The sequence below is a fragment of the Flavobacterium sp. RNTU_13 genome (assembly GCF_046614455.1).
Lineage (GTDB): Bacteria > Bacteroidota > Bacteroidia > Flavobacteriales > Flavobacteriaceae > Flavobacterium.
Genome location: NZ_JBKJHB010000004.1, coordinates 19888 through 31779, shown reverse-complemented (window position 1 = coordinate 31779; position 11892 = coordinate 19888). Strand labels below are relative to the sequence as shown.

Here is an 11892-nt window from a genome sequence, read left to right as displayed (position 1 = left end):
GCCAATTGAAAAAAGGGCACGTCAGTTCAATAACATCTCATTAACAAAAGACGTTGGTTTAACCCCTAAATTTGAGGAAAACTAATTAAAATGAATACAGCAACAAAACAAAACATATCATACGTGCTGCGTGGGCTGGTTGCCTTTTTATTCCTGCTTTCAGCAGTAGCAAAAATGTATCCGTCGCCGTACTTTGCCATTTCTACGTTTGAAATGAAGCAGCTGGTACCATTGGGCTTTTCTGAAGGTATCGCCGTATATCTTTCGCGTACCCTCATTGGTGCAGAAATAGCCTTGGGGTTACTACTGTTACAACCGCATTATTTAAAGCGTGTGGTAATACCCGCTACCGTGGCCTTACTGGTTGTTTTTATAATACACCTACTTATAACCATAGCAGGTGGTGGTAACTCGGGTAACTGTGGTTGTTTTGGTACACTGCTGCCCATGACGCCGCTAGAGTCGGTTTATAAAAACGTGGTTACCGTGGCGCTATTGGTTTGGTTGTACAAACTGTTACCTTCGGGTTCAGACCGAAATAACTTCTTTATCCTTACAACGGTGCTGTTTGCCTCAGTTTTAAGTGTATTTATGTTGGCACCCATAAAGCTGCAAAGCAGTGATACTACTTTTGATGTAGGCGCCCCTATACCGGAGGAGATGGCTACCGATAGTCTTGTATCTCCTGCGGTAGATAGCGTTGCCCCGGCAACCGAAAATGCGGCCACAACAACTGCCATAGCACCATCTGAAAATAAAACTGATCATGCAAAAGTAGAAACAACTGCACCTGTAAAGGCTGAGGTACCGGCTGGGCCGGCACCTAAAAAAACGGTATATTCTAATTTCTTTGCCAATGCAGATAAGGGTAAAAAGATAATTGCCCTTTTTGTACCGGGTTGTGAGCATTGCCGGGACGCAGCCAAACAAATGACCGAGTTGAAAAAGAAAAGTAAAGATTTCCCTGAGCTGCAAATCATTTTTATGGATGAGGAAGCAGAGAAGATACCTGAGTTTTTTGATTATGCGGGAGCTAAGTATCCGTACAAAATACTGGATATTGTATCATTCTGGAAGCTGCTGGGTAATAATAAGGATACCCCGGGCGTTTTGTATCTTTGGAATGGAAATGTTATTAAAGAATGGCAGGGCATAGAAGGGGAGAAGTTTAACCCTGCGGCTTTGTCCAAGGAACTGAATAAAAAATAATGATACAGAATAAAAGGCTTAAACCGCTTGTTGCGGCGATCATTGTATATTTCATTGGTTTTTTCCTGTACAAAGGATCTAACGGAAATCTTGCATTAGTAATTCCCGGTGCACTGTTTATGCTGGCAGGTGTTGTGCTTAATGTGATATTTATGATAAGGATTTTTAAGGACGTATTTAATAAAAAAGATTGATCCGCTACTTGCTACATAAAACAGGCTATGCGCTCCTTACACTGTTTGGGGTGGTTACCGTTATATTCTTTTTATTTAATGTGCTGCCCGGAGATCCTGCCCGTATGATGCTGGATCAAAACGAGAATAGCGAACAACTTTCTTTAATCCGTAAAAAGTACGGTTTTGATAAACCTATAATTACACAATACCTATATTACCTTAACGATCTTTCGCCATTATCGTTTCACAGCACAAATGCAGATGATTATACGCACTTGTCTGAGGGGAAATACAGTGCAGCAAAACTCTTTACAATCGGCGCTACAACTACTGTAATTAAAGCACCTTACCTGCGCGAAAGTTTCCAGAAAAGCGGTAAAAAAGTAAGCCAGGTTATAGGCGATACCCTTCCGAATACGGTAGTACTCGCTTGTTTTGCCATACTCATAGCCATAGCTATAGGTTTAGTGCTTGGCGTTGTTTCGGCACTGTATAAAGATACTTGGATAGACCGCACTATAGCCCTTATTAGTACGCTGGGTATGAGCCTGCCGTCATTTTTTGCAGCTATATTGTTTGCATGGGTATTCGGGTTCCTGTTGCATGAACTTACCAACCTGAACATGACAGGCAGCCTTTATGAGGTAGACGATTTTGGCAACGGCAGCCACATACAATGGAAGAACATCATACTGCCCGCCATAGTACTGGGCATCCGTCCGCTTGGCGTGGTTATACAACTGATGCGAAACTCACTGCTCGAGGTGCTGAGCCAAGATTACATCCGTACTGCCCGCGCTAAAGGCTTGAGTGAAATCCGCATCATACGTAAGCATGCCTTAAAGAACGCACTGAACCCTGTGGTTACTGCCATATCGGGGTGGTTTGCGAGTATGCTTGCCGGGGCCGTGTTTGTAGAATATATTTTCGGGTGGAATGGTTTGGGTAAGGAAGTAGTGGAAGCACTAAACACACTCGACCTACCTGTAATTATGGGAAGTGTGCTGGTAATCGCGGCTAGCTTTGTAGTGATAAACATACTGGTAGATGTGATTTATGCATGGCTTGATCCGAGGATACGATTGGAATAAGATTTGATAATATCGTAACTGCTTTAACTGCATTACGGCTTAAATTTGCTATAAATAACTATATATTAAAATGAAAAAACTATTTTTACTGCCTATACTATTTTTTATGATAGCGTGTCAGGCACAAGATAAAACCGAGTTTGGTAAAGAAGCCCTTGAGGCAAAAATGACTTCGGTAGACGGAAAAGAAATAGCCTTTAAAGACATCCTTGCCCAGTACAAAGGTAAAGTTGTGGTTATAGACGTATGGGCGTCATGGTGCCCGGATTGTAAAAAAGGTATGCCTAAGGTGCACGACCTTCAAAAGCAGTTCCCTAACGTTAAGTATCTGTTCCTGTCGTATGACCGTGTAGATGAAAAATGGAAGCAGGGCATAGAGTCGTTTAATACAAAAGGAGGCGACAACTACCACGTGGGTACCAGCATGAAAGAAGGCGCTTTTAGTAAAGACATTAAACTCGACTGGATTCCACGCTACATGGTGGTTGACAAAAATGGTAAGATAGCGCTGTTCCGCGCCATTGAGGCCGACGATGAAAAACTTATCAGTACACTAAAATCAATACAATAATGAGAAAGAAGATCGTTGCGGGTAACTGGAAAATGAATAACGACATTAACCAGACAATAGCCCTGCTTGATGAACTAATAGCTAAAAAACCTGAAACTACTTCGGCTAAGCTTGTGGTTGCCCCAAGTTTTATAAACCTTACTACAGCTGTAGCCAAAACAAACGGAACAGGTATAATAGTTGCTGCACAAAATATGCACCAGGCAGAAAACGGTGCCTTTACCGGTGAAGTTTCTGCAGATATGCTTAAAAGTGCACACGTAAACACTGTGATTCTTGGTCACTCGGAAAGACGCGCTTACTTTGGCGAAACCAATGAAATCCTTGCCAAAAAAGTAGATACAGCCCTTGCGCATGGCTTTACAATCATATTCTGTTTTGGTGAGGAACTTGCCGACAGGCAAAGCGAAAACCACTTTACAGTGGTAGAAAGCCAACTTCGTGAAGGTCTTTTCCACATAGCACAAGAAAACTGGGCTAACGTGGTACTTGCTTACGAGCCGGTATGGGCTATAGGTACAGGCCTAACGGCTTCTCCAGAGCAGGCACAGGAAATGCACGCATTTATCCGTAATCTTATTGCTACAGCGGTAAGCCCTGCAGTTGCTGAGGCTACCTCTATCCTTTACGGTGGTAGCGTGAAGCCGGATAATGCGGCTGAAATTTTCGGTAAGCCGGATGTAGATGGAGGCCTTATAGGTGGTGCGTCGCTTAAGGCAGATGACTTCCTTGGAATACTTAAAGGTATAGAATAGTTACCACTATTTTTAAACTCATATAACATCAGAAAAGCGACCTATTGGTCGCTTTTCTTTTAACCTAAAATAGAAGCCCCTGTGGTAAAAGGAGCTCCTTCAAAAGGCCGTTTTTGGAATAGTTTAGGAAAGAAATTCGTTGTTTGTGCTACGCAGTTGCAACCTGCGCAGTTGCAGCACTGTTTTCATTTACATTTACTACTTTTATAAGTATAAACGAAACATCGGTGCCGTATTGTTGTTGTAGTTGTATTAGGTTATTTAGTGTAATGTTTCCGGTTATGTATCCTGACTGATGGTTGAGGTAAGCTTCTTCCACTTCATTAAACACCAGTTTCAGGGCTTCTGCATCATCCTTCTTATGGCGAAGCAGTACTTTAAGTTCGGCTTCGTTGCTTAAGATGAGGTTCTCCTCACGTGAAATTTTTTTGTACTCATATCTATAATCGTAGCTCAATGCCGAAATATCTGATAACACAGCCGAAGCCGTAGGGTATGCTCCTGCGCCTTTACCTACAAAAAAGTGTGTATCGGCAAAGTAAGTTTTGGTAATAACCCCGTTAAATACGTCGTCTACATTGTATAATTTGTCTTCAGAAGTTACAAATTTTGGTGTTACAAATGCCGAAACAGTATTACCCGTGCCTTTAAACGCCTGTGCTACCAGCTTAATTTTTAAGCCTTTTTCCTTGGCGTATTTTAATTCCAGTTCGCCTATGTTGTCTATTCCTAGGTTGAATATCTCATCGGGTTTTGCTATGTATCCAAACGAGTGGGCAAGGAGGATAATCAGCTTATATTTGGCATCAAAACCGCCGGTATCCAGTATGGGGTTGCTTTCGGCAAAGCCAAGGTCTTGTGCCTGTTTTAGCGCGTCGTTATAGCTGAGGTTTTCAGTAAAGGTTTTGGTAAGTATATAATTGGTACTACCATTAACAATACCTTCAATAGAATCGAGCAAGTCGTTATCATAGTATTCTTCCAGGTTTCTTATTATGGGCATACTGGCACAGGCTGCGGCCTCATACAATAGTGGAACATTATATTCACGTTGCAGTTCTAGCAGTTCCAGGAAATGCTCTGCCACCATTTTTTTGTTAGCGCTAACCACTGCTTTGCCTTTTTTAAGTGCAGCCGAAACAATTTCAAACGCTGCATCGGCATCGTCTATCAGTTCTACTACTACGTTTATTTCTTCATCGTTAAGAATATCGTTTTTGTCGTAAGTAAAATGCTCGGCACTTATTTCACGTTCCTTATCTTTATTCTTAACACAAATGTTTTTAATGTTAGCCTTAAGCGCGGGTGTTTTTTCCAGTACCTCGTACAGGCCGTGACCTACTACGCCAAACCCAAACAGCCCTATATTTAATTGCTTTCTTGCCATTACTTCTTCCTTAGTTGATAGTTGATTAAAAATTAAGCTATGGCATTTTCTACATTAGACTGGGCGTTTACCGCTACAGCAAAAGCCTGCTTTAGGTCATCGATTAGGTCATCGGCATCTTCAAGCCCCACACTCAGGCGGATAAGGCTATCCGTAACACCGCTTTGATAACGCTTTTCTGCCGGAATAGATTTGTGAGTCATTTCACATGGTAAACACAGCAGGCTCTTCACGCCACCAAGGCTTTCGGCAAGTTTAAACAGTTTAGTGCTGCTTACAATTTTGCTGGCAAGTTCTTTATCATCAATTACAAGGTCAAATGCTACCACACCGCCAAAGTATTTTTGTTGCTTTTTAGCTATGTCGTGGTTGTGGTGCGTTTCAAGACCAGGATAATAAACGTTCTTAATGAGTTTTTCGCTTTGCAGGTATTCTGCTACTTTCTGGGCGTTTTCGCCATGTGCTTTAATACGAAGGCTTAGGGTTTCTATACCGCGAATAACCAACCAACTGTCGAACGGCCCAAGAATGGCACCCGAAGCATTTTGTATGAATTTGATTTTATCCCCAAGTTCCGGGGTAGCGGTTACTACAAGGCCGGCAATAAGATCGCTGTGGCCCGAAAGGTATTTTGTCGCACTGTGTACTACGATGTCGGCACCAAGATTAAGCGGCTTCTGCGCTACTGGCGAAGCAAACGTATTGTCTACGCAGAGTAGTACGTTGTTGGCTTTGGCTATTTTGGCAATCGCCTCAATGTCTGAAATTTTAAGGGTAGGGTTTGTAGGCGACTCTATCCAGATAAGTTTTGTTTTATCGGTAATCGCTTTGGCCACATTCTCTGCGTAAGTAGTGTCTACGTATTTGATGCTGATGCCAAATTTTTGGTACACATGGGTAAACAACCTGAAAGCACCACCGTAAATATCGTCAACTGCTATAACCTCGTCGCCGGCGCTCAGTAATTTTATAACGGCGTCTATGGCAGCAAGGCCACTGGCAAAGGCGTAGCCGTTAGTGCCGTTTTCAAGTTGTGCTATAGTATCTTCCAGTACTTTACGGGTAGGGTTGTTGCTGCGTGCATAGTCAAAACCTTTGTGCACGCCCGGCGCTTCCTGAACGAAAGTTGATGTTTGGTAAATAGGCACCGATATGCTGCCGGTTAGTGGATCTATTGGCAGGTTGTTCAGGATTGCAGTTTGTTCTTTCATTTTTTTCGAATTAATTTTTGTTAAACATGTTGTTTCTCAAAAACTATTCAAAGCCAGGTATCGGAAAGAACTTAAAATAAAAAAGCCTTCCCGACAAGTCAGAAAGGCATATATGATAAATTATATATTTGCTGTTTCTTACTTATCTTTCCCCACCAGGGCGGGGTTGAATGTGGCACCTTATCTTGCTGAAATGCAGGACAGGTTGCCAAGACGTCATAGGGTCAATTCCCTCGGTCTTTCTGGATAAGAATAATGTTTGATGAACGTGCTGCAAAGGTAACGCAGGAGTTTTTTAATTTCCAAACGTTTTTCAATAAAAATTTTTAGGCATTCACTAAATTTGTATATAATGATTTGTTATTCAGGTGTTTAATTTTGTGTCAAAACCTGTGAAATTGTAATAAAAACGATAGCTAGTAAAGCTAGTGCTATACCAAAATAGTTTTTTATTGTAAGTTTTTCCTTAAATAAAAACATTCCGGCTAAACTTCCCGTAACTATAACACCCATGTTCATGGCGGCAAAAACCGTTGACGGATTTTCGGCAAATTCTTTATGGGCTTTCAGGTAAAAAAGTATGTTGCCAAAGTTAAAAATCCCTATTAGCAAACCGTAGGCAAAGTTGATGGCTTTTATTTTTTTAGCCTTAAAAGTTACTTCATAAATCACGCCAAGTGTTGTTATTACTAAAGCGCCCATAAACACAATGCTTAATGATGTTGTGTAAGGAACATTCGGTAAAATGGCTACTTTTTTAAATAATGTATCAACGAGGCCGAAGCCAAGTAATACCACCGCCGGGTACATCCAGGCATTTTTTTGACCCTCTGTTTCTTCTTTTTTTGAAAGGATGAGTAGCAGTGCAGGAAACCCCACTGCCAGCCCTATTAATTTCCAGCTATTAAAGTTTTCATGGAAAATAAACCATGCAGCAAGGATGGGTATAAATAGCGATAACCGTTGTGCGGCGTCGGTTTTTACAATACCCACATATTTTACAGACAATGCCAAAAACAGGAATATAGATGGCAATAACACCATTAGTGCGGTTAATTCCGGCCAATGGGCGGTGTACTGCTTCAGGTGTGGTTCCGGGGCAAAAAATGCGTAGCAAAGTAGTAACGCCACCATGTAATTGCTAAGTATCATCTGCGAGTTACGGCGGGTATTTTTTGCCGCTATCTTGAAAATTATACCAACAGATACACTGCAAAATATACTCAGTAGTAAATAAAGCATCGGTATTAAATTTGTTTGTGCAAAGGTACAATTTAATGGAATAGCACTACAAATGCCCGTTATGGTAATTGCAGTATCTTTAAAAAACGTAATTTTGATAAAAACAATTGCTGTGAAAAGGTTATTTCTTTTACTGGTTTTATGTACAACTGCACTATATGCCCAGCAGGACGCATGGGTTTATTTTTCAGATAAGCCAGATACGGATTATTATTTGGCGCATCCGCTGGAAATGCTTTCTCAAAAGGCATTAGATCGGCGTGCAGCCCACAACGTAACACTCGATGATAAAGATGTGCCTATACATCCTGATTATCTTAACAGTGTAGCTGCTTCATCCGGCATAACAGTAATGGCAAAGAGCAAATGGCTTAATGCAGTCCATGTACGTGGAGAATTTGCAGACATTAATGCCCTGAGGGATTTTTCATTTGTGTCGTCTATAGAATTTGCAGATAAAACATTAAACAACAGGCGCGGTAGTGGAGTAACTGCTACGGCGCAGCGTACCGTTAACAAGAACCTTAGCGTGCATGCTAACTTTAATTATGGCGCGGCGGCTACCCAAATAGAAATGTTAAACGGACATTTGCTACACCAAAATGGATTTACCGGTGCTGGTGTAACAATAGCGGTGCTTGATGCTGGTTTCCCGGGTTCTGATACTAGTGTGCTTACGGAGCGTGCCCGGCAAAATGGAAAATTACTTGGAGGTTATAACTTTGTAGAGGGGTCAGACAATGTGTATACTGGAGGGAATCACGGTACCATGGTGCTAAGCACTATGGCCGGCTATGCTGATGGTTCTTTTGTAGGTACAGCACCCGATGCTAATTACTATCTGTTTGTTACCGAAAGTATGACCTATGAGAACCCCGTAGAGGAGTCGTTTTGGGTGGCAGCTGCCGAACAGGCAGATAGCCTTGGTGTAGATGTGATTAATACCTCTTTGGGCTATTTCAGGTTTGATAACCCATCGTATGATCATACCTACGAAGAAATAAACGGACAAACTGCTTTTATTACCCGTGGTGCTAATGTCGGCTTTACACGCGGTATGTTTTTAGTTACTTCGGCAGGTAATAGCGCAGCTACCTCAGATCCTCATATCTCAGTTCCTGCAGATGCTTTTAACACGCTGACTTTAGGAGCCGTAGATTCTTCGGAAGAAATTGCCTACTTCAGTTCTTTAGGTCCTTCGTATGATGGTCGTATAAAACCCGATGTAGTAGCTATGGGACTTGGGGTTTCTGTAGGGAGTACAGATGGCAGTATAACATCGGCGAGTGGTACATCATTTTCAGGCCCTATAACTGCAGGTTTGGTTGCGTGTTTATGGCAAGCGCTTCCGCAACTTAGCAATGCCGATGTTCTTCAAAAAGTAAAACAGTCGGCAGACCGCTACAATAACCCTGATAATACTTTCGGCTATGGAGTACCCGACTTTTGGGCAGCTTATCAGGATATATCCGCTGTAAAGGATATAGCGCCAAATAATAAAAATCTACTCTTATATCCTAATCCCGTGAACAGCGTACTTACAGTAGTTTTGCCGAAGGAATCAGGCGCTGCCGAAATTGTACTGTTTAATAATCTGGGACAAGTTGTGCTGCGAGAAACCGTTAGCCAAAGTAACCCAACCGTAAATCTTTCCGGTTTTTCATCCGGGGTATATAGTTACCGCTTGCTTTCGGGTAACGCAGCTTACACGGGTAAGGTAATTAAAAATTGATAGTATAACCCAAACTCATGAATAAAATAACCCAACTTTTTAACATTAAGTATCCGATTATACAGGCCGGAATGATATGGGCCAGCGGATACAAACTGGCCAGTGCGGTAAGTAACGCTGGAGGCCTGGGCATTATAGGTGCAGGCTCTATGTACCCCGATGTATTGCGAGAGCATATTAAAAAATGCAAGGCCGCTACAAACAATCCTTTTGCGGTAAATGTGCCGATGCTCTATCCTAATATTGAGGAGATAATGCAGATTATTGTGGAAGAGGGCGTAAAAATTGTATTCACCAGCGCAGGTAACCCAAAAACCTGGACCTCATTTCTTAAAGAAAAAGGTATTACCGTAGTGCATGTGGTAAGTAGTGTAAAGTTTGCCCTTAAGGCTCAGGAAGCCGGTGTAGATGCTGTTGTTGCCGAAGGCTTTGAGGCAGGTGGGCATAACGGACGCGAAGAAACCACAACATTTACCCTTATACCTATGGTTAAGGAAAAAATAAGTATTCCGCTTATAGCTGCCGGGGGCATTGCTACCGGTAGGGGTATGCTTGCAGCAATGGTTTTAGGAGCCGATGCCGTGCAGGTAGGAAGCCGGTTTATAGCCACGCCCGAAGCATCGTCTCACCAGGCATTTAAAGAAATGATTCTTGATCTTGAAGATGGCGATACCCACCTTACCCTTAAAGAGCTAGCGCCGGTACGATTGATAAAGAATAAGTTTTACAACGATCTTATGGCACTCTACGCTAAAGGCGCAACCACAGACGATTTAAAAACATTATTAGGTCGTGCCCGTGCCAAGCGCGGTATGTTTGAAGGCGACTTGGTGGAAGGCGAACTCGAAGTAGGGCAGATTGCCGGGCTTATACGGGAAATTAAACCCGCTGCCGAAATCGTTAGTGAAATGATAACAGAATATAATAATGCTAAACAAGAGATAGCTTTAATGTAAAATAAGATAGGCTGGAAAAACTAGCCTATCTTATTTTTAAAACTTATTTTCTACTTCTGCAGCCTGAAGCATCAGGTAATGCAGGTCAGTGTTCTTTACAAACGATTTAAGCAATTCGCTTCCCGGCCCGAACATGGCTAGATTTACATAATCTGCACTGTGGTCCATACTTATCCAGCCCACGCTAGTATAGGATTTTTGCATTTCAGAGAATGCTTTGTAAGGCAACTTTTTGTAGTTGTAAAGCCCGCCTTCTTCCTTTTCTATGCCAGTGTAATGGCTTAAAATACTTTTTGCTTCATCCTCCGTAACGGTATGGTTGTTAGCGTAGGCTATAAGCTCGCGTACTTTAGCACTCGTCCAGTCCGGCTTAATTTCGTTAAGCAGCCATTCGTTTGTATTGGTAAACTTTTGTATGTTGTCAAAATTTTCGTTAGCAGTCTTACCGTAAATCACGCCCGGGTTAGCATTGCCGTGATCAGTAGTAATTATTACAAGCGTTTCCTTGTCTTTTTCTGCAAAGTCTATGGCTACTTTTACCGCTTCATCAAAAGCCACCTGATCATACAACAGCGCTCCTATATCATTAGCATGTGCGCCCCAGTCTACTTTCCCTGACTCTATTTGTAGCACAAAACCGTTTTTATGATTTTTCATGTGGTCTATGGCTTTCTGTGCCATTTCGGCAAGGGTAGGGGTAGCGTCGGTAAGTTCTTTGCTGCTGCTGCGGTCCAGGAAGTACGGCAGGCTGTTGTCGCCAAATATCCCTAGTACAGGTTTTCCGGGTTGGGTAGCCAGCATCTCGTTACGTGTGCGTGCTATTTGCCAGCCTTTTGCCTTATAGGCATCATACATATCTTTTTTATCCTTACGGTGGTCTGCGCTAAAATAGTCGTTACCGCCACCCATCATTATATCAAAGCCCAGTTTTAGGTAATCCTCGGCAATGTCTTCCATGGCATTACGGCTATCGTTATTTACACAGAAGCCTGCCGGGGTAGCATGGGTTATGGGTACTGTAGTAACACAGCCCGCCATTTTACCGGCTTTTTTAAACTTTTGCCATATAGGCATATATTTCTCACCATTAGGGCCTACGTTTAGTACGCCATTTTTTACGCGTACGCCGCCGCCCCAAGACGATGAACCTGCCGAAGAATCGGTAACAATAGAGCTGGCCGAAGCTGTGTCCATAAGGGCATTAGCTACACGGTTGTCTTTATATAGCTGAATCCAGTTGCTGCCTTTACCGGTTTTGCGGTTCAGGTACAGGTCGGCCATGTTTAGTGTGCCTGCACTCATACCGTCAGACACCATAAAAATGATGTTTTTGGCTTTTTTGTTTTTATTTAAAATTCCGGTGTCTAAAACCGAAGCTGTGCTTTCAAAAGGATTAACCAGGGCTGCTCCAAGGGTAAAGAGCGAACCGTTTCGGAAGAATTTTCTCCTGTTCATAAGTTGTGTGTTGTAACGAATGCCCCAAATTTAAGAACAAAACCCGAATGTAGTTTTAAGAAGAAGTAAATTAACAGTAATGCACAGGGTAAGGTGTGTGCAGAAAA

11 protein-coding genes and 1 riboswitch are annotated in these 11892 nt (G+C 42.3%); of the genes, 7 read left to right on the top strand and 4 right to left on the bottom strand.

Translation table 11 applies throughout. The features are described from left to right. Positions 1–90: 90 nt before the first annotated feature. The 5 genes from ACLI08_RS10460 (at position 91) to tpiA (ending at position 3802) form a co-directional block, all read left to right on the top strand. Positions 91–1209, top strand: coding sequence for a MauE/DoxX family redox-associated membrane protein (locus tag ACLI08_RS10460; RefSeq protein WP_411428437.1), 1119 nt, complete (start codon positions 91–93; stop codon positions 1207–1209). Beyond that, positions 1209–1403 carry a hypothetical protein gene (locus ACLI08_RS10455; RefSeq protein ID WP_411428436.1) on the top strand — a complete coding sequence of 65 codons (195 nt, stop codon included), beginning with the start codon at positions 1209–1211 and terminating at the stop codon, positions 1401–1403. Before ACLI08_RS10460 ends, ACLI08_RS10455 begins: the two co-directional genes overlap by 1 nt. Further along, positions 1400–2476 carry an ABC transporter permease gene (locus ACLI08_RS10450; protein WP_411428435.1) on the top strand — a complete coding sequence of 359 codons (1077 nt, stop codon included), beginning with the start codon at positions 1400–1402 and terminating at the stop codon, positions 2474–2476. The genes ACLI08_RS10455 and ACLI08_RS10450 overlap by 4 nt, the downstream gene beginning before the upstream one ends. Positions 2477–2546: 70 nt before the next feature. Beyond that, complete coding sequence (locus tag ACLI08_RS10445; protein WP_411428434.1) at positions 2547–3047, top strand: TlpA family protein disulfide reductase; 501 nt, start codon at positions 2547–2549, stop codon at positions 3045–3047. After that, positions 3047–3802, top strand: a complete 756-nt coding sequence (tpiA, locus tag ACLI08_RS10440) for a triose-phosphate isomerase (RefSeq protein ID WP_411428433.1) — start codon at positions 3047–3049, stop codon at positions 3800–3802. Before ACLI08_RS10445 ends, tpiA begins: the two co-directional genes overlap by 1 nt. 148 nt (positions 3803–3950) lie before the next feature. Here the strand turns inward: tpiA and ACLI08_RS10435 are convergent, their stop codons facing one another. The 3 genes from ACLI08_RS10435 to ACLI08_RS10425 all read right to left on the bottom strand — a co-directional run bounded on the left by ACLI08_RS10435 (position 3951) and on the right by ACLI08_RS10425 (position 7642). After that, positions 3951–5189 carry a homoserine dehydrogenase gene (locus ACLI08_RS10435; protein ID WP_411428432.1) on the bottom strand — a complete coding sequence of 413 codons (1239 nt, stop codon included), beginning with the start codon at positions 5187–5189 and terminating at the stop codon, positions 3951–3953. Positions 5190–5221: 32 nt separating this feature from the next. Beyond that, on the bottom strand, positions 5222–6400 hold the full coding sequence (locus ACLI08_RS10430) for a trans-sulfuration enzyme family protein (RefSeq protein ID WP_411428431.1): 1179 nt from the start codon (positions 6398–6400) through the stop codon (positions 5222–5224). Between the two features lie 139 nt (positions 6401–6539). Beyond that, positions 6540–6653: riboswitch (SAM riboswitch) on the bottom strand. 119 nt (positions 6654–6772) lie between these two features. Continuing rightward, positions 6773–7642, bottom strand: a complete 870-nt coding sequence (locus ACLI08_RS10425) for an EamA/RhaT family transporter (protein ID WP_411428430.1) — start codon at positions 7640–7642, stop codon at positions 6773–6775. Positions 7643–7754: 112 nt separating this feature from the next. Between ACLI08_RS10425 and ACLI08_RS10420 the strand changes: the two genes are divergently transcribed. Beyond that, a complete protein-coding gene (locus ACLI08_RS10420; protein ID WP_411428429.1) occupies positions 7755–9374 on the top strand; it encodes a S8 family serine peptidase in 1620 nt (539 codons plus the stop codon). A 17-nt stretch (positions 9375–9391) separates the two neighbouring features. Continuing rightward, positions 9392–10330 carry an NAD(P)H-dependent flavin oxidoreductase gene (locus ACLI08_RS10415; RefSeq protein WP_411428428.1) on the top strand — a complete coding sequence of 313 codons (939 nt, stop codon included), beginning with the start codon at positions 9392–9394 and terminating at the stop codon, positions 10328–10330. 36 nt (positions 10331–10366) lie between these two features. Here the strand turns inward: ACLI08_RS10415 and ACLI08_RS10410 are convergent, their stop codons facing one another. Beyond that, positions 10367–11785, bottom strand: a complete 1419-nt coding sequence (locus tag ACLI08_RS10410; protein WP_411428427.1) for an alkaline phosphatase — start codon at positions 11783–11785, stop codon at positions 10367–10369. Positions 11786–11892: the final 107 nt, after the last annotated feature.